Annotated in this window: 19 protein-coding genes; 18 read left to right on the plus strand and 1 reads right to left on the minus strand. The window is 28.3% G+C overall.

Annotated features, from left to right (window positions below; genetic code table 11):
• Nucleotides 1–83 precede the first annotated feature (83 nt).
• From murI to ACZJV1_RS00455, 8 genes are all read left to right on the plus strand, one after another.
• Nucleotides 84–857 carry a glutamate racemase gene (murI, locus tag ACZJV1_RS00420; protein ID WP_411169399.1) on the plus strand — a complete coding sequence of 258 codons (774 nt, stop codon included), beginning with the start codon at nt 84–86 and terminating at the stop codon, nt 855–857.
• Nucleotides 858–1,006: 149 nt separating this feature from the next.
• Nucleotides 1,007–1,276 (plus strand): STAS-like domain-containing protein, encoded by a 270-nt coding sequence (locus ACZJV1_RS00425; protein WP_463651085.1) that lies wholly within the window; start codon nt 1,007–1,009, stop codon nt 1,274–1,276.
• A 142-nt stretch (nt 1,277–1,418) separates the two neighbouring features.
• Nucleotides 1,419–1,943, plus strand: a complete 525-nt coding sequence (locus ACZJV1_RS00430) for a peptidylprolyl isomerase (protein ID WP_411169401.1) — start codon at nt 1,419–1,421, stop codon at nt 1,941–1,943.
• Between the two features lie 30 nt (nt 1,944–1,973).
• The gene (locus ACZJV1_RS00435) at nt 1,974–2,351 is read left to right on the plus strand and encodes a DUF3783 domain-containing protein (protein WP_411169402.1); all 378 of its coding nucleotides are present in this window, start codon (nt 1,974–1,976) and stop codon (nt 2,349–2,351) included.
• Nucleotides 2,344–3,024, plus strand: coding sequence for a helix-turn-helix domain-containing protein (locus ACZJV1_RS00440; RefSeq protein ID WP_463651086.1), 681 nt, complete (start codon nt 2,344–2,346; stop codon nt 3,022–3,024). The genes ACZJV1_RS00435 and ACZJV1_RS00440 overlap by 8 nt, the downstream gene beginning before the upstream one ends.
• Before the next feature lie 126 nt (nt 3,025–3,150).
• Nucleotides 3,151–4,956 carry a S8 family peptidase gene (locus ACZJV1_RS00445; protein WP_463651087.1) on the plus strand — a complete coding sequence of 602 codons (1,806 nt, stop codon included), beginning with the start codon at nt 3,151–3,153 and terminating at the stop codon, nt 4,954–4,956.
• A 62-nt stretch (nt 4,957–5,018) separates the two neighbouring features.
• Nucleotides 5,019–6,422, plus strand: coding sequence for a peptidoglycan-binding domain-containing protein (locus tag ACZJV1_RS00450; RefSeq protein WP_463651088.1), 1,404 nt, complete (start codon nt 5,019–5,021; stop codon nt 6,420–6,422).
• A 130-nt stretch (nt 6,423–6,552) separates the two neighbouring features.
• Nucleotides 6,553–8,328, plus strand: coding sequence for a heme NO-binding domain-containing protein (locus ACZJV1_RS00455; RefSeq protein ID WP_463651089.1), 1,776 nt, complete (start codon nt 6,553–6,555; stop codon nt 8,326–8,328).
• A 59-nt stretch (nt 8,329–8,387) separates the two neighbouring features.
• On the opposite strand, the gene ACZJV1_RS00460 is transcribed toward ACZJV1_RS00455, so the two are convergent.
• The gene (locus ACZJV1_RS00460; protein WP_463651090.1) at nt 8,388–9,446 is read right to left on the minus strand and encodes a YkvI family membrane protein; all 1,059 of its coding nucleotides are present in this window, start codon (nt 9,444–9,446) and stop codon (nt 8,388–8,390) included.
• A gap of 132 nt (nt 9,447–9,578) precedes the next feature.
• On the opposite strand from ACZJV1_RS00460, the gene ACZJV1_RS00465 reads away from it, so the two are divergent.
• The 10 genes from ACZJV1_RS00465 (at nt 9,579) to ACZJV1_RS00510 (ending at nt 20,243) form a co-directional block, all read left to right on the plus strand.
• The gene (locus ACZJV1_RS00465; protein WP_463651091.1) at nt 9,579–10,691 is read left to right on the plus strand and encodes a hypothetical protein; all 1,113 of its coding nucleotides are present in this window, start codon (nt 9,579–9,581) and stop codon (nt 10,689–10,691) included.
• 82 nt (nt 10,692–10,773) lie between these two features.
• Nucleotides 10,774–11,697, plus strand: coding sequence for a tRNA modification radical SAM protein MnmL/YtqA (mnmL, locus tag ACZJV1_RS00470; RefSeq protein WP_460288538.1), 924 nt, complete (start codon nt 10,774–10,776; stop codon nt 11,695–11,697).
• Nucleotides 11,698–11,750: 53 nt separating this feature from the next.
• Nucleotides 11,751–12,482, plus strand: a complete 732-nt coding sequence (locus ACZJV1_RS00475; protein ID WP_463651092.1) for a 2-phosphosulfolactate phosphatase family protein — start codon at nt 11,751–11,753, stop codon at nt 12,480–12,482.
• A gap of 581 nt (nt 12,483–13,063) precedes the next feature.
• On the plus strand, nt 13,064–13,900 hold the full coding sequence (locus tag ACZJV1_RS00480) for a CAP domain-containing protein (protein ID WP_463651093.1): 837 nt from the start codon (nt 13,064–13,066) through the stop codon (nt 13,898–13,900).
• 481 nt (nt 13,901–14,381) lie between these two features.
• The gene (locus tag ACZJV1_RS00485; RefSeq protein WP_463651094.1) at nt 14,382–15,101 is read left to right on the plus strand and encodes a LytR/AlgR family response regulator transcription factor; all 720 of its coding nucleotides are present in this window, start codon (nt 14,382–14,384) and stop codon (nt 15,099–15,101) included.
• Between the two features lie 274 nt (nt 15,102–15,375).
• Nucleotides 15,376–17,643 carry a peptidase domain-containing ABC transporter gene (locus ACZJV1_RS00490; protein ID WP_463651095.1) on the plus strand — a complete coding sequence of 756 codons (2,268 nt, stop codon included), beginning with the start codon at nt 15,376–15,378 and terminating at the stop codon, nt 17,641–17,643.
• A complete protein-coding gene (locus ACZJV1_RS00495; protein ID WP_463651097.1) occupies nt 17,630–18,127 on the plus strand; it encodes a hypothetical protein in 498 nt (165 codons plus the stop codon). The genes ACZJV1_RS00490 and ACZJV1_RS00495 overlap by 14 nt, the downstream gene beginning before the upstream one ends.
• Nucleotides 18,114–19,226 carry an HlyD family secretion protein gene (locus ACZJV1_RS00500; RefSeq protein ID WP_463651098.1) on the plus strand — a complete coding sequence of 371 codons (1,113 nt, stop codon included), beginning with the start codon at nt 18,114–18,116 and terminating at the stop codon, nt 19,224–19,226. Before ACZJV1_RS00495 ends, ACZJV1_RS00500 begins: the two co-directional genes overlap by 14 nt.
• A gap of 206 nt (nt 19,227–19,432) precedes the next feature.
• A complete protein-coding gene (locus tag ACZJV1_RS00505; protein WP_463651099.1) occupies nt 19,433–19,825 on the plus strand; it encodes a hypothetical protein in 393 nt (130 codons plus the stop codon).
• 97 nt (nt 19,826–19,922) lie between these two features.
• Nucleotides 19,923–20,243 carry a hypothetical protein gene (locus ACZJV1_RS00510; protein ID WP_463651100.1) on the plus strand — a complete coding sequence of 107 codons (321 nt, stop codon included), beginning with the start codon at nt 19,923–19,925 and terminating at the stop codon, nt 20,241–20,243.
• Nucleotides 20,244–20,778 lie beyond the last annotated feature (535 nt).

The following is a 20,778-nucleotide window of genomic DNA, read 5'->3' on the forward strand; positions in this document are numbered from 1 at the left end:
CAAGTAACATTATAAATTTATGGACTTATACTAAAGAAAGGTATAAAATAAATTATAGAATTAAAGAAAATGGAGTGAGAGAGTTGGACAACAAAAATAGGCCAATAGGTTTTTTTGATTCAGGATTAGGCGGATTAAGTGTAATGAAAGAGGCAATAAAAATAATGCCTAATGAAAACTATATATATTTTGGAGATTCTAAAAATGTACCTTATGGTATGAAAAGTGTAGATGAAGTTAGAGATTTAACTTTTAAGGCAGTAGAATTTCTATTAAGCAAAGGGGTAAAGGGAATAGCAATTGCTTGCAACACAGCAACTAGTGCAGCTGTAGCCGACTTAAGGAAAGTATATCCAGATTTACCTTTGGTGGGGATAGAGCCTGCTTTAAAGCCAGCAGTTGAGTTAAATAATGAAGGAAATATATTAATTATGGCAACTGCAATGACGTTAAAAGAAGAGAAATTTAATAGATTAATGAATAAATACAGTGATAGATCATCTATAGTTCCTGTTCCATGTCCTGGACTCATGGAATTTATTGAAGAAGGTAAACTTGAAGGAGAAGAGGTTGAAGAGTACCTATTTAATAAGATAAATACATACAATAAGGGAAAGATAGCTTCTATTGTTTTAGGGTGCACACATTATCCATTTATAAAAGAAAGCTTAATTAAAGTTATAGGTAGTGATATTACTATAATAGATGGAAGTTTAGGAACAGTAAAAGAATTAAGACGAAGACTAAATGATAAAGGTTTATTAACAGGGTCCAATAAAAAGGGATCTATAGAAATTATTAATTCATCTAACAAAATAGAAGTTATAGAGTTAAGTAAAGAATTATTAGGTATATAATTAAATTGAGCTTAGAGGATTAAAGATCTTCTAAGCTTAATTTTTTATAAAAATATTTGTTAAATTGTTGACAAAAAATAGGTAAGTTGATATATTATAGTAAAGGGTAAATTTTCAGAAAATTCAAAAAGTGAAACGGAGGTATATTTATGGAAATTAAAATAAAAGAGGTATTTGGAGCAAATATGACTATAGAAGATGCTATTTTATTAAGAGAAATGATTAGGAATAATATAAACTTAGGTGTATCTCTTAATTTTGAGGGATTTAATAGAATTCCAACAACTTTTTTAAACTTGTTACTTGGAGACTTAATAAATAAGTTTGGAAGAGAACTTATTTTTAAACAAATAGATGTTAAAAATTTATCAAATAATACGGATTATTATAGAGTGGTACTAGGAACTACTTTTCAATAAAGCATAGAGAAATCTATGCTTTTTCTATTAAATAATATATAATTATCATAAGAAATAATTTAGTATTATAATAGGATTTTGAATTCATAAATCAAAATATGATAATACTAATAAAAAATTAAATTTTGAAGGGAGATTTATTATGAAAAATCCAATAGTAACTATAAACATGGAAAATGGAGGAGTTATAAAAGCGGAATTATATCCAGAAATAGCACCAAATACAGTAAGAAATTTTATAGATTTAATTAACAGAGGTTTTTATGATGGAATTATATTTCATAGAGTAATACCAGGTTTTATGATACAAGGAGGCTGCCCAGAAGGTACTGGAATAGGAGGCCCTGGATATAGCATTAAGGGAGAGTTTAGTAGAAATGGCTTTAAGAATGATTTAAAGCATTCAAGAGGAGTACTTTCAATGGCCAGAACTATGATACCTGATTCAGCTGGAAGTCAAATCTTTATAATGGTTCAAGATTCACCACACTTAGATGGACAATATGCTTCTTTTGGAAAAGTTATAGAGGGAATGGAAGTTGCAGATAAGATAGTAAGCTCAAAAAGAGATTATAGTGATAGACCATACGAAGATCAAAAAATGCTAAAGGTAACAGTAGATACTTTTGGTGAAACTTATGATGCACCAGAAATAATAGAAGATTAATAAAGGGTTATTAGGAGGGGTTATAGTTATATGCTTGATAATAATAAGTGTATTTTAGCTTATAATATTCCAGAAAAAGAGTTAAATATATTAAAGGAAGAAGGATTTAAATTAATAGTTATTTCACATGACATGGTAGAAATGACTATTAGGGATATATTAAATGGATTAAAGTTTGAAACATTTAATCAAAATATAAGAATGGAATCTGTTATTCTTTTCAATAATTTTTCAGATGATGAACTTAACAAAACCATAAAAAGTATTAGACAAAAATTTAAAGGCGGAATATTAGCTACAGTAACACCAACTTCAATGGAGTGGAAATTTAATTATTTAGTTGAACACTTAGTTGAAGAAAGGGAATGGTATTTAAAACATCAGAAGGGAAGATCTCAAAATGAGTAGAGTTGGGGAAAAGATAAAAGAGGCAAGACTTAAAAGTGGTATGAGTCAAAAGATACTAGCAAAAAAGCTAGGTGTAGCAGAGAAGTTTATAAATGAAGTTGAATTAGGGAGAAAGGTAGCTCAAGAGTCTTTTATAGATAAGGCAGCAAAAGTATTAAATACTGATTTTAATGATGTAAGTATGGTTGTTACAGATGAGGCTTTATTAGAAGAGAGAAAAGCTATAAAAGAATCATTATCTAAAAAACCTAAGAACAAAATTGAAAATGATGAGGTTTGGACTAATGCTTTTTCATCAGTATTAAAGAATGTTCTTATTTTCGATTATTCACTTCAAAATAAAAAAGGATTTAAGGAATTGCCTATACATTCTAATAAAATAGAAGGTCATCCTCAAGATAAGGTTTTATACTTAGAAATTCAAGATGATGAAATGTCTGGGTTTAGAATTTTAAAAGGTGATTTAGCATTTGCTTATTTAGTTAAAGAAATAAGTAATAATGGAATATTTTTAGTTGAGTACAAAGGTAAAAGAGCTATAAGACAAATAAAGAGTCTAGGAAATTCAAAAATCCTATTAGTAAGCAATGGAGGAAGTTTATTAACAGAAACTATGGAGCTTAAGGAAGTAACTGTACTGGCTAAATTAGAAAAGTTAGAGATATCATTATAAAAGATAAAAGTTATTTTAAAATGTATTCATTTTAAAATAACTTTTTTTATATACAAAACAAATTTAAAATTAGGTTCTCACTTTTTTTAAAAGGTACATATATTAAATATAAACAAAGTACATGAGGTGATAACTATAGAAAACATAAATCCAAATAAAGTAGATGCCGGGTTAGGACTTATACAAAATGTACCAAAGAATATATTAAGCAAATTAGGAATAAACTATGGAACTAAATTTACAGAGACTAACTTAATAGAAGTTACTATAATATCTGGAGATACTCCTGAAAATGTTACAAAAATCGTAGAAAGTTTAGGTGGGAAATATGAAGATTTAGGTTTTGGATTTGGAATAGTTACTATACCCATAGGTAATTTAGGAAAATTAGCAAGTAGTGATTCAATACGATATATAGAGTTACCCAAAAGCCTATATACAACAGATTCTCAAAGTAATAGGGCAGCTTGTGTAACTACAGCTAGAGAAAATTTTAACCTTCTAGGTGAAGGTGTGTTAATAGGATTTATAGATTCAGGAATAGACTATACTCATCCAGGTTTTAGAAATCAAGACGGAACAACAAGAATAGATTATATATACGATTTAAGTGACAATGGTAAAATTTATAACAGAGAAACTATAAATACTGCACTCCAGAATCCAGATCCTTTTTCAGTAGTTCCTTCTTATGATAGTACTGAGCATGGAACACATGTGGCAGGAATTGCTTGTGCAGGAGGAAATATAAACCCGTCTTTCTATGGTGTTGCACCTAAAAGTTCTATTGCTATGGTTAAATGCACTAGAGGTCAATTTGCTCTTAGTACTAATATAATGAGAGGGCTTAAATTTTTAGTTGACAGAGGTAAAGAACTTAAAAAACCATTGGTAGTAAATATAAGCTTAAGTACAAATGATGGGGCACATAATGGAACAAGTCTTTTAGAGCAATATATATCAACCGTTTCCACACTAGAGAGAATATCTATTGTTATTGCAGCTGGAAATGAGGGGGATGCGGCACATCATGTTGGTGGAGACTTAGAAGGAGAAAAAAGAATCGCTATAAATGTAGCTGAAGATGAGGCTATAGTAATATTAAATCTATATAAACCAGTGTTGTCTAATATATCTATAAGAATTACTACGCCTAGTGCATTTACCAGTGGTGAAATAGTAATAAGAGAAGGCTACACTGAAGGAATAATAGGAAGAGATAGATATCAAATTTTTTATACAGGGCCTAAGCCTTTTGATATAATAGGAGAAATATCAATTGCATTAATTACAAATGCTCAGTATATATCATCTGGACAATGGGAAATTAGGTTATCTTTATTAAATGAATATAAAGGTATATTTGATATGTGGTTACCTATCTCAGAAGGATTAAATACAAATACTAAGTTTCTTCAGCCTACAGTTTTAAATACATTGGGTATACCTGCAACAGTTTATAATGTAATTGCAGTAGGAAGCTATAATTATGTTACAAATAATATATCATCCTTTAGTGGAAGAGGAAGGCCAGTTGTATTTCAAAGAATAAGACCAGATTTGGTTGCACCAGGAGAAAATATATCTTCAACAACCCCTAATAGGTCTTTCGATACTAAAAGTGGTACATCTATGGCTACACCACATGTGTCAGGAATTGCTGGGTTAATGATGGAGTGGGGAATAGTTAAAAGAAATGATCCCTATTTATATGCTGAGAGGTTAAAATATTATTTAGTTGTTTCAGCTAAAAGACCTAGAACAGATATAACCTACCCAGATCCTAGTTGGGGGTATGGAGAAGTATGTTTAAATAACGCAATAGAAAGCATTATAAGTAATATAGGATTTATTGGAATGAGAAATGATAGAAGTGAAGTTGAAAAATATAGAGTTGGAAACTTATTTATAAGTAAGCCAAAAGATATATGAAAGAACAAAATTCATATTAAAGACATATATTAATTAAAGGAGAAATATTAAAGGAGTATTATATGGCTCAAGGCAGATTAAAGGTTCAATGTTTTGTTAATGAAACTTATATACCTGTTGATAATACAAAAATAACTGTAAGACCGTCAACAGGTGGCCCAAGTGCGCAAGTAATATCATTATCTACAAATTCTATGGGGGAGTCTCAAATTATTGATTTAGAAGCGCCACCACTAGAATATTCTCAACAGCCAACGGGACAAGTTCCTTATAGTATGTATGATATAAGAGTTGAGAGAGATGGGTTTCAAAGTATTTTAATAAATAGGTGTCAGGTTTTCCCAGATGAACTAGCAATACAACAGTGCAATCTTATAGAATCTTCAGGAATATTAACTAGAATGGAAAATATAAATATACCACCAAATACAGCTAATACACCACAAAATCAACAAGGTGGAAATGTAAATGAAATAATAAATGTTGGGCCTAATACATTAAATGGCAATTACCCAGAGAAAATTCCTGAAGAAGAAGATAAGCCACTACCACCACCAACAAGTGGAGTAGTTTTACCAAAGCCGGTAGTTCCTGAATTCATAATTGTACATGCAGGAGGACCTAACAATACATCAGCACCAAATTATAGAGTTTCATATAAGGATTATATAAAGAATGTTGCATCTTGTGAAATTTATTCAACTTGGTCAGAAAATACAATTAGAGCGAATATATATGCCATAATTTCATTTACCTTAAATAGGATATATACAGAATGGTATAGAGGAAAAGGCAAAAACTTTGACATAACTAACTCAACAGCTTATGATCATGCATTTACTTATGGAAGAAATATATTTGAAAGTATAAGTGCAGTAGTAGATGATATTTTTGCCACTTATATAAGAAGAATTGGAAGAAAGCAGCCTTTATTAGCTCAATATTGTGATGGAAAAAATGTGCAATGCCCAGGGTGGATGACTCAGTGGGGAAGTAAGTATTTAGGAGATCAAGGAAAGGCTCCATTCGAAATATTAAGAAGCTTTTATGGTAGTGATTTAGAGCTAGTAACAGCAGAGCAAGTTAAAGGAATTCCTAAATCATATCCTGGATATGATCTAATAATAGGATCAGCAGGGCCAGAAGTTAGAAGTATACAAGAATATTTAAATAGAATAGCTCAGAACTATCCATTAATTCCAAAAGTAGCACAAGATGGTGTGTATGGAACTAGCACTGCAGAAGCTGTTAAAGTATTTCAGGGAGTTTTCAATTTACCTCAAACAGGTATAGTTGATTATGCAACTTGGTATAAGATATCAGATGTTTATGTAGGAGTAACAAGAATAGCAGAACTAAGAGGTAGTGCTGAAACTGTACAAAGAATATTTATACCACCTAGATCCTTTGACAATTACTATGATTCTACAGTTCCGAAATTTAATTATATAGATGATATACTATAATACAGATGGATTGGAAATTTTCCAATCCATCTATATTTTCTATGTTAATAGATATATAATATATGTGGCTATCTATATAAGTTATATTTTTTAGTATAAATATTAAAATTCAAAATAGGGGGAATAAAATATGAAGGGTACAGTTGTATCTACATGGATAAGAACTTGTAGAGATTTGTACGGAAATGAAGTTATAAACAAAAGCTTAAAATCAGTAAATTGGTCAGAAGACATAGTCTTTACACCTCTTGAAGATGTAGATGATAATCATATATTTAAGCTGATACAAATAATAGCAAATAATGTAAACACTTCAGTTAATGATTTGTGGCAAGTAATTGGAGAGAATAATTTAAATAAATTTGCAGAGGACTATCCAGTATTCTTCAAAAGAGTAAACTTATTTAAGTTTTTAAATTCTCTTAACTTTATACACTCAATAATAATGAAAAAAATAAAAGGTGCAAAGCCTCCTAAAATGGTTTTAGAGCCAGTTTCAGAAGATAGTATTCATTTTACTTATAGATCTGAAAGAGAGTTATTTGATTATTTTTTAGGACTATTAAAGGGAAGTGCTAAGTATTTTGGTGAAAAAATAGAAATAAAAGAGGTAGAAAGAAAAAAGGGAGAATTAAAGGTACATATAAAATTTGAAAATACTATCCATTATAGTAAGAAGTATATGTTAAGCAGAAGTTTATCTGTTGTAGGTTTGAGAAGCTTAGAATTAAAGATTTCAATACCTATATTTCTAATTATGACTTTAGTAGGGATACCGCTTGCAGGATTAACTAAGGGATTGATAATTGGGGGAGTCTCTGGGGTTATATCAGCTTTTATAACTTATATGACAATTAAGCCTTTAAATGACATAGTAGAAAATATAGAGAATAATAATTTTGAAGCGATAGATAAAAATATTTCTACTAATGATAAACTTGAGAAAATATACTTAGGGATATCAAAGCTTAAGGATAATATAGGTAAAGACTCAACATCTGCTAACCTTGCAATAAATGAATTAGCAGTGTTTACTCAGGCTATGTATAATACAACAGAAAAAATGAGAGAAACAACAGAAGAAATAGCTAGCTACTCGGAACAAGTTTCTCAGCTTGCAACACAACAAGAAATAAGCACAGAAGTTCTTGTAAAACAAATAAATGAAAATATATTAGCATTAAAAGAACTTGTAAAGTCTGAAGATAGAAATAAAAATGAACTTGATAAATCAGTAGAAAAAATTAATCAGAGTCATACCAATGTAGATAAATCAAGTGAAGCAATAAAAGAATCATTAAAATCATTTATGGATGTAAAAGAAAAAGGTAAAAATCTTCAAAATAAAGCTCAGGATATTACTAATATAGTATCATTAGTTTCAGGGATTTCTGAACAAACTAATCTTTTGGCACTAAATGCATCTATAGAAGCTGCAAGAGCTGGAGAACAAGGAAGAGGATTTGCAGTTGTTGCAGAAGAAGTTAGAAAGCTAGCTGAGCAATCTCAGCAAGCAGTTAAGGATATTAATAGTAATTTATCATTCTTTGCAGGAGAAATAAATTCATTAGTTAAAAGTATAGAAAGTCAATACACTATATTAGAGCTAGAAACAACTAATTTAGAAAATGTAAGAAATATAAGTTCAGAAGCAAATGACTTAATTGAAGTTGTATCAAATGAAACTAATAAATCAATAGCTCAATTAAATAATGAAGTTCAATCTGTGGAAGAAATGTTTAAAACAATAGATTCATTAGCAGCTATTGCAGCAGAAAATGCTGCATCATCACAACAGGTTAATCAGGATATAGAAGAATTTACTAGAAATATTCAAGATATGATAGAAACTCTTCAAAAGGTTAAAGCTGTTGGAGAAAATTTTGTAAATGATGTAAATTCTTAATTTATATATGAAAATACCCCTATTGTAATATTTCAATAGGGGTATTTTTATAAGAAGAATTAATTTAATTCTTCTTTATGTTTAAAATAAAAGTAAATTGTTTGACCTATGAAAACTAGGCTAAGCAATCCAAAAAGAGGATATAGTGATCCAATAAGTTTTGAAAATCCTATTCTGGATATAGGCAGAGCTATAATAAGAACTATAAAAATTGCTTTTTTAAATTCTATATGAAAGCTATTGTCGAGAGTCTTACTTATAGAATAAACATCAGAGACTTCAGTTGAAAACATCTCTAGCCAAATCACAATTAACAATAATGCCTGTATTATATTTCCAAAACGTTGTGCTACAAATAATAAAGGTATTTCGTATTGATGTATATAAGGTTGATTTATCATTAGCAAGAAGTTTATTGCAAAACTCAATAGAGCCAATCCTATTGCGCCTAATGCAACACCATAAAACATAGTTTTAGGTTTTCCAACTTGGTTACTTAAAGGAACTAATACACCTAAGCAGCAAAGAGTGTTATATCCTGCATACAATGTTGTTGATAATGCTATGCCTGTTTTTTTTGGTTCAAATTTAGTTAAAAATTCTAATGACATCATATCTTTACAAAACATAAAGTACAGTATGGTTATTGTAGTAATAGTTATTACTAGAGTTGGGACTATAAATGAGTTTACCTCAATTAAACCATCAGTATCTTTTAAAAGGAAGAACACAGCTAAAACTATCATTATAATAGAACCGATTATTTTAGGAATGCCGAAAAATTGATTTATTAAAGCACCACTACCTGCTAAGATTATTGATGCACTGGATATAAGATATAATGTTGTGATTATACCTGTGATTTTACCAAGAATATTTGGACTAACTACTTTTATTACATCACCATAAGAGTTTAGTTTATACTTAATACTAATTTTTGAAACTATAGAACCCATAATTATATAAAATATACCACAGGCTATAACTCCTATAAAACTTGATATTCCGTAAGATGTAAAAAACTCTTTAATTTCTTGTCCAGAAGCTAGTCCAGCACCAACAATTGTTCCAATAAAAACAACTGCTATCTGAAAAATTTTAGAAAGTTCACGTTTCATTTTTATATCCCCCTATATTCTCTCTATTAACAAATATATATATGTTAAATTACTTTTATTCTTTAAAAATGAATAAGGTATATATTCTTAGGGAAAATAAGCTTAAGGAATATATATTAGGAGGTAATAAAAGTGAGGAGAAGAAAGTTAACAATATGCTTTTTATTAATAATTATGAGTTTTTATTTATTATCTGCATGTACAAAAAAAGAAAATAATAGAGAAGCTAAGATAGATTTATTTAGCCCTAAAACTGCAGTTGATGTTGCAGAAACCTATTTGAATTTTGTTAAGGAAAATAATATGGATATGGCAAATAGCTTATGTACAGATAGTTTATTAAGCAGAAATAAGGAAATAACTACTGGAACATCAAGAATTGTATCTTATGAACCAGATAACTTAATAGAATCAACAGGATCAGCATATGCTACATTTAATGTTGTTAGAAATTCACCAACAGAGGCAAAGTGTGATTTAGATAATTATGCTATAAAAGTAGTTAAAGTGGGTAATGAATATAAAATTGATGAAATTAAATCAATGAATAAAAAACAAGTTTTTGTTAGAAATAACTCCTTAAGGATTATAGGTGAAGAAGGAGGAAAGAGTGATTTAATATTAAATTTAAATAACTTGCCTAAAGATGTGTATATAAAAGAAAATAAAATAATGTTATATAAAGAAAAAGCACCAGTAGAAGCTTTTGGACCTATATCAGTGGGATATAAAGGGCAAAAGGTAGCATTATCGACAATAGGAAATAACAAAACCTTTTTATCAATTGCATATATAGAAGAAAGTAAAGCAACTCAAGCAGCTCAACCAACTCAAGCAGATCAAGGAAGTAGTAAGGCTGGAGGAGGAGCAGATGTAAGTAAATCAATAGAAGAAGTATTAGATAAACCTATAGTAAAGAAGGTTGTTCCTTTAGATATATTAGATAATGCAATAGTAAAAAATTTAGTTTTTTCAAAAGAAGAAGGATATTTAATAGTAGAATATTTAAATTCTAATAAATTAAATAGAATAAATATATATAATAGCGCTCAAGGAGATCTTGTTAAAATAAAATTTAATGAAATGTTTCCAGAAGACAAGTATAATGTAGAATTAAAGAGCTTCGATAAAAATACTATTACAGTTAAAGTTAGTGGCAAAGAGGGCAGAAATGATATAAACAGTGATGTTACAGGCGAATATAAGGTAAATATGGAAGCAGAGGAAGTTAAAAAAAATATTTAAAAGACTTAACATATAAAAATATTGTAGTAGAATAAAAGTACAACTTAAATAAAGTGGTACTTTTATTTTTTTAGGAGGAAGCATGAAAGAATGGAATGGAAAAAGATATCATAGTTTAAACTATTATCTTAGAAATAAATTTAATGAAAAAGTATATAAAATATCTTTAGATGGAGGGTTTACATGTCCAAATAGAGACGGAAAGGTCGCAAAAGGAGGATGCACATTTTGTAGTGCAAGAGGATCAGGGGATTTTGCGGGTAGTAGAACATTATCTATAACAAAGCAATTTGAAGATAGAAAAGATATGATGGAGAAAAAATGGAAAGATGGAAAGCTAATTGCATATTTCCAAGCCTACACTAATACCTATGCTCCAGTAGAAGAACTTAGGAGAAAGTATAGGGAAGCTTTAGAGCAAAAAAATGTAGTAGCTATATCAATAGCAACAAGGCCAGATTGTATTGATGATGATGTTTTAGACTTCTTAACAGAATTAAATAAAGAAACATATTTAATAGTTGAGCTTGGACTTCAAACAATAAATGATGAAACGGCGAGAGATTTTAATAGAGGATATGATTTTGAAGTTTTTGATAATACATTAAAAAGACTATTGGAAAGAAACATTGAAGTAGTAGCTCACACTATATTTGGACTACCAGGTGAAACAGAAGAAGATATGTTAAAAACTGTTGATTATATAGCGCACTCAGGGGCAACGGGAATAAAGTTCCACTTACTTCACCTAATGGAAGGAACAAAAATGGTTGAACAATACGAAAGTGGAGAATTAAAGTTATTAACTCAAGAAGAGTATATAGACCTAGTATGCAAAGGAGTTGCTATGATACCTGAAGATATGGTAGTGCATAGATTAACAGGTGATGCTCCAAGAGAGTTATTAATAGGACCTATGTGGAGTTTAAAAAAGTGGGAAGTTTTAAATGCTATAGATAAAGCATTAGAAGATAATGATATATGGCAAGGTAAGAATTTTAAGTAGAGAAAATATAAACAATATATAGGGTGAGTTATAAAAGTTAGGGGGAAGTACTTATGAATATAGATGTTATTATATCTGCAGACCATATTAAAGAGGAGTATTTAAATAATAAGATAGTTGTAGTAATTGATATGCTAAGAGCAACTTCTGTTATTATAACAGCATTAGCAAATAAAGCGAAAAGAGTTATTCCAATGTTAACTGTAGAAGAGGCCTTTGAAAAGCAAAAAGAGTTTTTAGAAAAAGGAATAGATCCTTTGCTGGGGGGAGAAAGAAAAGCTGTAAAAATAGATGGCTTTGATTTCACAAATTCACCATTAGAGTATACTGAAGAAAATGTAAAAGGAAAAAATATAATATTAAGTACCACTAATGGAACAAGAGCAATTAATTTAAGTTTGAAAGCAAAAAAGATACTTATAGGTGCAATGATAAATGCAGAGGCTGTTGCTAACTCGTTAAGTAAAGAAGACACAGATATAGTTCTTATAAATTCAGGTACAAATGGAGAGTTTTCAATGGATGACTTTATATGTTCAGGATATATAATAAGTTTACTATGTAAAAAAAATACTTATAACTTATCAGATATATCTAAAACTGCTAAGTATATATATGAAAGCAATACTAATATATTAGATTATATAAAGGATGCAAGACACTACAATGTATTAAAAGAGTTGAATCTAGAAAAGGATTTAGAATATTGTTGTAGAAAAAGTACTATAGATATTGTTCCTAATGTTAATAAAAACACTGGATTTATAGAAATAATAGGTAATTGATAATAAATTTCAAATAATTACTTTTTTACTATTGACAATAATATAAAAAGATTATATTATAATAATAGATTGATAATCAATATCAATTAACGGAATAAATATATTATTAATAGCTCCACACTTTTAATAATATAAACTATATACAAACAAATTTAACTCCTATAATTATAGAATTTATTTCAATAAAAGATGACTAATTATGATGATTAGTCATCTTTTATTTTTTTAAATACATTATAAATCATAAAAGCAATAAAAATATTCTGGTAATTATATCTAGGGAAAAATATGAAAATTATAGCGATGTTAATGAATAGGATACATTTTATTATAAAAATACACATATTGTAATCCTTGTGATATCAATAGTTTAAATAATATCTATTTAATAAAAATTATATAAAAAAATAAATTGAATTTTATGAAAATGTTTTATGGGAAAAAAATCAATTACAATAAGACAATTACTATTGATAGAACATTATTCAATAAATAGAAACTAACTCATATTTAGAAGCTATAGGTCATATGTTAGTATAGTTTCGACAGATGAATTACAAATCTGAAGGGGGAATTTACAAATGATAAAATCAAAATTAATAATGTTATTAGCATCAACAGGATTATCAATTGCTTTAGGGGTAGGAAGTTTCTTTATGCCTTCCAAAACTAATGTAACTAATAATGATGGTGTAAAGATTCAATCTAACAGTGAAGCTTCATCTGAAAAGAAAGAAACAAAAAATGAAGAAGCTAAAAAACCAACAGAAACAGCTAATAATGCTGTAGCTTCAGAAAATAAGGCTTCAACTGAATCAAATACTAATGCAAATAATGAATCTTTAAATAATAACAAAGAAACAAATGTACAAGCTGATAAGTCAGGCGGAGATAATCAATCTGGTGAAAACTGCTATACAGATGGACAAAATACTCAAGGACAAAATCAAGTAGAAACTCCATCTCAAGGTGGTGGACAAGCACCTGCTGAAAAACCAAGTACTTCTGACAGTAGCTATATAGCGGAAATTGAACAAGCTATTTTCCAAAGAGTAAACCAAGAAAGAGCAGCAGCAGGACTTCCAGCATTAAGCTACAATGGAACTATGGAAAGTTATGCAAGAATTAAATCAAAAGATATGGGAGACAGAGGATACTTTGATCATAAAGACCCAGAAGGTAGATTAATAACAGAAAAAATGAAGGCTGATGGAGTATCATACAGAGCTTGGGGAGAAAACATTGCCTATATCCAAGGTGTAAATGGTAATTCAACTTTAGCAACACAATTTATGGACAACTGGATGAACTCTCCAGGACATAGAGCAAACATACTTTCATCAAACTTTAGTAGCATAGGGGTTGGAGTTTATAAAATAGGGAACACTTACTATGCAACACAAGAGTTCTATAAATAATTAGAATAGTAAATAATCTAAAAGTAGTTAAAAAATAACCACTGAAAATAAAACTCTCACAGAAACTTACAGGTAGTAAAAAGCTATTATTTCTCATAGATATATGGGAGATAATAGTTTTTTTACTCTATATGAAATTATATTTTCAAAATCTGTGGATAATTTATTTATAGCATAATAGCATATAAGTTATTAAAGTTAGCCCTATAGAGTAAAAAATAGAATAAATTGTGCGAGTAAGATTTTTCTCAGACAAGCTTCAAAAATGTACATATGCGAAAAAATCGACAGCTCGGCAAGCTCACTTTGGTGACTTTTTTATTATAATATTATTAGCGTTTATAACAAAATATTAATAAATAAAAAAAGAAATATACTACTAATAGATTTATAAACATTAATTCTGCATAATTAGTAATAAATTGACAATAAGAGTTCTTTATGTTAAAATGCATGATTATTGGAAAAAATAGGGGGATCGATGATAAAAGTTTACATTTGCGAAGATAATAAGGAACATAGAGATAAGTTGAAAGAAATAGTAAGTAATATAATTTTAATAGAGGATTATGATATGAAATTAGAAATGGCAATAGATAATCCTAACAAATTAATAGATTATATAAAAGATAATAAAGAAAGTGGTATTTACATTTTAGACATTAATTTAAATAGTAATATTAATGGAATAATTCTTGCAAATGAAATAAGAAAATATGATCCAAGAGGATTTATAATATTTATAACTGCACATCCAGAATTAATGTATTTAACGTTCTTTTATAAAATTGAAGCTATGGATTATATTATTAAAGGAGATTATGAAATTATTAAAAAGAGCATTAAGGATTGCTTAGAAAATGCTTATAATAAGTATATAACAAAATTTACACATCTACAGAAAGCGTTTTTGATTAAATTTAAAGATAAAACAATTAGAATTAACTATGATAAAATATTATTTTTTGAAACATCTAAAGCAGTGCATAAAATAGTGATTCATTGTAAAAATAGGGAAATAGAATTTTATGGAAAAATGAAAGAGATACAAGAATCTTTAGATGATAGATTTTGTAGGTGTCATACATCATATATAGTAAATAAAGATAATATAGACTACATAAACAAAGCAGATAGAATAATTCATATGATTAATGGAGAGAAGTGTTTAGTATCAACAAGATGTTTGAAACTATTATGATAAACTAAAAATTAATTATGCAAATATTAAAAGCTAGAAGCACAAAAAAATGGATGCTTCTAGCTTTTTTGTAAAATAATCAAAAGTATAAGTGGGTTTTATATACAAATTTTATATAAAAAGTGAATTTTATAACGAAATATAATACAGGTTTTATAAAAAAATAAGTTTTTCTTACTAATATAAGATAATTTGTAAACGTATAGTAGAATACTATTATAGAGATTAAAGAAAATAGTTATTGGAAATCCGACGGTAAGGAGAATTTACTTTTATGAGAGGTGAAAATTATTTAGTTAAACAACATGATATGACAGATTGTGCAGCTGCATGTCTAGCTACAATTTGCATGTATTACAAAAAAGAAATAACTATAACAAAATTAAGAGATATACTTGGTACAGATATAAAGGGGACAACTTTAGCTGGGTTAGAAAGTGGAGCTAAAAGATTAGGCTTTGATACTAGAGCAATTAGAGTTGATAAAGAAGGATTTAAAGGTAAATATACACTTCCAGCAATTGCTCATATTATTACAAAAGAAGGACTAAGTCATTTTGTTATAGTACATAAAGTTAAAAAAGAGGATGTAATAATATTAGATCCTGCAAAGGGAAAGGAAAAAAAGAATATAGATGAATTTTTTAAAACATTTGATGGAGTCTTACTGTTATTAATTCCAAACAATGAATTTAACCCTGGTAAGATAAAGGGTCAAGGAATTTTATCTAAGTTTATTCAATTATTGACTCCTCAAAAGTCACTTTTTATATATAGCATAATAGCTTCTGTAATACTTACAGTTTTAGGAATAGCGTCTGCATTTTTCAATAAAATACTTATGGATGAAATATTACCATATAATTTGAAAAATCAGTTAAATATATTCGTTATAGGATTCTTACTTTTAGGAATAACTCAAATAGGATTAGGGGCAATAAGGCAACATATGCTTTTATACCTATCTCAAAAAATAGATATTCCATTATTATTAGGATACTTTAAGCATGTATATAAATTGCCTATGAAATTTTTCGGAGCAAGAAAGGTCGGAGATATTCTTACTAGATTTAGCGATGCGTTTACAATTAAGAATATATTAACATCAGTATCATTATCTTTAATAATGGATATTGTACTGGCAACTGTTTCTGCATCCATACTTTATGTAATGAATGAAAAATTATTTATAGTTATTTTAGTATTAACAATAATAAGCGCAGCATTAATTTACATCTTTAAGGGTCCTTATAAAAAAATTAACTTAGAACAAATGGAGGCAGGAGCTAGATTAAATAGTCATATTATAGAAAGCTTAAAGGGCATAGAAACTATAAAGGTTCATGCAGCAGAGGAAAAAAGTATTGAAAAATTAGAAGTAGAGTATATTAGAAATTTAAAAATTGCTTTTAAAGAAGGAGTTTTATCAAATATTCAAGGCTCAATATCAGGAGCCGTATCAACAGTAGGAAATCTTGTTCTTATGTACATAGGGGCTAGGATGATTATGAATGGAGATATTACTTTAGGTAGTCTTATGGCATTTTCAACTCTTTCAGGATATTTTATGGATCCAATTGGAAGACTTATAGGTCTTCAGTTAAGTATTCAAGAGGCTAGTATTTCATTAAAGAGAATTTCGGAAATATATGAAGTTGAAAAAGAACAAGATGATAATGAGGTTGAAAAAGTAAAATTAGAAAAAATAGATGGAGATATAGAATTAAATGATATTACCTTTAGATATGGAAGCAGATCTCCAGTGTTAAAAGATATAAGTATAAAAATACCTAAAGGAAAAAAGGTAGCATTAGTTGGAGAATCAGGAAGTGGTAAGACAACTATATCTAAGCTTTTATTAAAATACTATACTCCTGAAGAAGGAAAAATAAATATTAATGGATACAATATAGAAGAATTGGACTTATATAACTTAAGAGAAAATATTTCATATGTTCCACAAAATGTAGAGTTGTTTTCAGGTTCTATTAAAGAAAATATAACTTTAGGAAAAGCTAATGCAAGCTATGAGGAAATTAAAGCAGCTTGCGAAAATGCAGGTTGTAGAGAATTTGTTGAAAAGTTACCTGAAAAATATGTAACCTTCCTAGAAGAAGCTGGGGGAGGACTTTCTGGTGGAGAAAAGCAAAGAATTGCACTAGCAAGGGCATTAATAAAAAAGCCAAGCTTCTTAATATTAGATGAAGCAACAAGTAACTTAGACTTTATAAGTGAAGCTAAAATATTCGATACTTTATTTAAAAAAGGTAAAAATATAACAATGTTAATTATAGCCCATAGACTTTCAACCATAAGAAGCTGTGACATAATTTATGTTATGGATAAAGGAAAAGTAGTTGAAAAAGGAGACCATGAAAGTTTATTAAAGAAAAAAGGTTATTATTATAAGCTTTATGTAAGTCAAGTAGGGTCTTTAGAAGAAAAGGAAATAATATTTAAAGATAATCCAGTTGCAGAACCTAAAAGTATTAAAGTAGAAGAAAATATTTTAGAGGATGTTGAAGAGTATGAATACAATTGAAAAAATAGCATTAAGGGAAAATAAAACCTTAAAACTTAATAATGTATTAATTAGAAAAGTAAGTGAGAATGAATTAATTGATATAAATCAAATTGCTTATATGATGGATAGCCATATAAAATCAAAAGGTAATTCTACTCTTGGGCCAATGATAAATTATTCATCAGTGGAATTAAATGAGAATGGACAACCCAAAGTAATAATAAAGCTAATGGTTCAATTAAAAAATCCAATTCATAATGTAGAAAAGCCTTATGAATTACAATCGCAATTAAGAGTAACTAATTGCTTATTTGCAAGGTTTACTGAAAAAGAAGAAAACTTACAGTTTGCTTATCAAAAGTTAGGAGTATATGCCTTTGAAAATAATATTAAGTTAAATGGTGATTCCTATACAGTTTTTGTTAAAAAAGAAGAAGAGAATATAGTAGCTGATGTATTTATGGAATGTATGAAAGGTGGAGAGTTACTTGAAAGTATATAACCTAAATGAAATTACTGATAGTAAAATACTTTATGATAGAAAACCTCCAGCCTTTATGAATTATATTATCTCAATAGTTACAGCGTTAATAATAACAGGGCTATTTTGGGCAAATAAATCTGTTAAAACATATATGGTTAAGGGACAAGGGTTAGTAGTTTCAGAAAACAAATCTCATATTATGACTAAAGGGTCTGGAGAAATAAAAGATGTTTTTATAAGTGAAGGTACACAAATAAAAGAAGGAGATGTATTATTTACAACTAATGGAGTTGAGTCAGAGCTTCAATTAGAACAAATAAATGCACAAATAGATACCTTTAGTAGAAGAATTGAGCTTTTAAAAAAGGCTGAAGAAAATGCAACAAATGGAACAAATTATTTCGATAGATATAGTGATGTAGAAAGTGAATTTTATAATAAATTAACTGCAGCTTATATAGCTAGAAAAGAGTTTAATGTAGATAAGGAATATTTAAAAAAACAAGGACTTGAAGATAAACAAATTGAGGAATATGCTAAAACGCAAAAAAATAAATCTGATGAGCATTATTATAAGACTATTTCAGAATTTACAAACGAAAGAAATCAATATGAAGTAGAGCTTTCAAAGCTAATAGCTCAAAAAGAGGCTTTAGAAAAAGGAAAAGGTCAATACCAAGTAGTTGCACAAAAAAGTGGAACAGTACATTTAAATACACCATTAACATCAGGGATGGTACTTCAAGGGGGAACATTAATAGGAACAATAACAAGCAAAGAAGAAGAATTAATTGTAGAAACTATGTTACCATCTAGTGATAGGCCAAGAATACATGTAGGTGATGAAGTTTCTTTAGCTGTTGGTGGTCTACTTCAGTCAGAATACGGAACAATACTAGGAAAAGTAATTAGTATTGATGAAGATGCAACTATAGATAACGAAAAAGGAAATATATTTTTTAAAGTTAAAGTTAAACCAGATAAAACCTATTTAGAAGATTCTAAGGGAGAACGGGTTAATTTAACTATAGGAATGGTAACAGAAACAAGGGTTAAGTATGAAAAAATTACTTATATGAAATATATTTTAGAACTTATAGGAATTAAATTTAGCTAAAGATGAAATTCCTTCTCGCATAAAATTGAAGGAATAAGTTAATTAATCAAATATAAGTATAGATTTAATTAAATTGCATTAAAAGAAAATTAAATAGAGTAAAATTTAATAGACATAGCGCGCGAATTATATAAATGTTTGTTAATTATTTACAAAAATCTAAAATTCTTTTAAAATAAATATATGTATAAAATGGAGGGGAAAAAATGAGTGCATTTGAATTAAAAAGAGAATATGCATTACAATTACCAAATAGTTATGTAGAAATTGATAGAGATGAAATGGAGTATGTTGATGGTGGTGGACCTACAGCACATGTTATTGAAAAAAGTATTGATAAGAGATTAGTATCAGTTCCAGTAAATGCTTTTGGTTGGTATTTTACTGGAGGATTAGTAGGAAAAGGTATGGAGCTAGTTGGAAAGGCAGCATCTAAAGCAATGGGAGGGGTTTTATCAGCAGTTGGTATAGCAAATGTTGCAAGTAATTTTACTGGGAGTTGGTGGAATTTTGGTGATCATTTAGCTAATTATCTAGATAGTATAGATAGAGATCCGGGAAATGGAAGACTAGATTATCTAGACACAGTATATTATTAAGAATATTATATAATTTATAAAAAAGAATAAATCATTGAAGATTATAAAATAATCTTCAATGATTTATTTATATTATTGTGGGTGGAGGAGTAATATATTGGAATTTAATATGGATTTAATTTATAATGTTATTAAAATTTTTACTTTGATATTTGGAGTAATATTGGTTATTTCTCCAAAAAAAATGTTAAATTATTTTGTGAAAAAAGATTTAAAAAAACTTAACGATAGCAATGAAAATATGAATGAAGGTATATTAATTGAAAATACAAAAAAAATATGTAAAATAGGCGGAGTATATTGTATAGCAATAATTTTAATTGATAAAGTTATTAGCTATAGTGCATTAGCAGTTATAATGGGATACTTTATTATTCCAATTATAGGTTTATATTTATTAGAAAAGAAATTGAAATAGGGAGAGTTCTCGGAAAATGCATATTTAACACGTTAAGAGCATTTTTAGGTGGTGGGCTTACTATATCTAAGAACCATATGCGCATCATATTCATTAAAATGAAGCTAATTTCTGCTATTGTTAAAGGATTTGGAATTTTAGGAATAAAAGGAGGCAATCTTTTAACGAGTAAGTTTGCAAGTGGTTTAGTTGCTTGCATCGGAGGAGATTTTAAGGGGAATATTTTTGATAAATATATTGATCCTCTAGATGTAGTATATAATGCTTCGGTGGAAATTTAGTAAAGGTGAAATCTATGGATTATGTTACATATTTTACATTATTCAAAATATACTTATTAATAGAGAAAAGCTTAAAGAATAAAATAAAATTTACTAAAATATTTTATTTAGTTACATTTATATTAGGGATAATAGGAATCACATCTCCTGGCAAATTTATGGTCTACTTATAGTGTTTCCTATACAAAAGAAGAGCTTTATGAAAAAATAACTTATATAAAATACATTTTAGAACTTAGAGGAGTTAGGTTTAG

This window comes from Clostridium sp. LS3 (assembly GCF_055330225.1).

What these genes read in the sequence shown, in the direction of transcription:
- ACZJV1_RS00425 (WP_463651085.1), top strand. Translation starts at nt 1,007, where the DNA reads ATGGAAATTAAAATAAAAGAGGTATTTGGAGCAAATATGACTATAGAA.
- ACZJV1_RS00430 (WP_411169401.1), top strand. Translation starts at nt 1,419, where the DNA reads ATGAAAAATCCAATAGTAACTATAAACATGGAAAATGGAGGAGTTATA.
- ACZJV1_RS00435 (WP_411169402.1), top strand. Translation starts at nt 1,974, where the DNA reads ATGCTTGATAATAATAAGTGTATTTTAGCTTATAATATTCCAGAAAAA.
- ACZJV1_RS00440 (WP_463651086.1), top strand. Translation starts at nt 2,344, where the DNA reads ATGAGTAGAGTTGGGGAAAAGATAAAAGAGGCAAGACTTAAAAGTGGT.
- ACZJV1_RS00450 (WP_463651088.1), top strand. Translation starts at nt 5,019, where the DNA reads ATGGCTCAAGGCAGATTAAAGGTTCAATGTTTTGTTAATGAAACTTAT.
- ACZJV1_RS00455 (WP_463651089.1), top strand. Translation starts at nt 6,553, where the DNA reads ATGAAGGGTACAGTTGTATCTACATGGATAAGAACTTGTAGAGATTTG.
- ACZJV1_RS00460 (WP_463651090.1), bottom strand. Translation starts at nt 9,446, where the DNA reads ATGAAACGTGAACTTTCTAAAATTTTTCAGATAGCAGTTGTTTTTATT.
- mnmL (WP_460288538.1), top strand. Translation starts at nt 10,774, where the DNA reads ATGAAAGAATGGAATGGAAAAAGATATCATAGTTTAAACTATTATCTT.
- ACZJV1_RS00475 (WP_463651092.1), top strand. Translation starts at nt 11,751, where the DNA reads ATGAATATAGATGTTATTATATCTGCAGACCATATTAAAGAGGAGTAT.
- ACZJV1_RS00480 (WP_463651093.1), top strand. Translation starts at nt 13,064, where the DNA reads ATGATAAAATCAAAATTAATAATGTTATTAGCATCAACAGGATTATCA.
- ACZJV1_RS00485 (WP_463651094.1), top strand. Translation starts at nt 14,382, where the DNA reads ATGATAAAAGTTTACATTTGCGAAGATAATAAGGAACATAGAGATAAG.
- ACZJV1_RS00490 (WP_463651095.1), top strand. Translation starts at nt 15,376, where the DNA reads ATGAGAGGTGAAAATTATTTAGTTAAACAACATGATATGACAGATTGT.
- ACZJV1_RS00495 (WP_463651097.1), top strand. Translation starts at nt 17,630, where the DNA reads ATGAATACAATTGAAAAAATAGCATTAAGGGAAAATAAAACCTTAAAA.
- ACZJV1_RS00505 (WP_463651099.1), top strand. Translation starts at nt 19,433, where the DNA reads ATGAGTGCATTTGAATTAAAAAGAGAATATGCATTACAATTACCAAAT.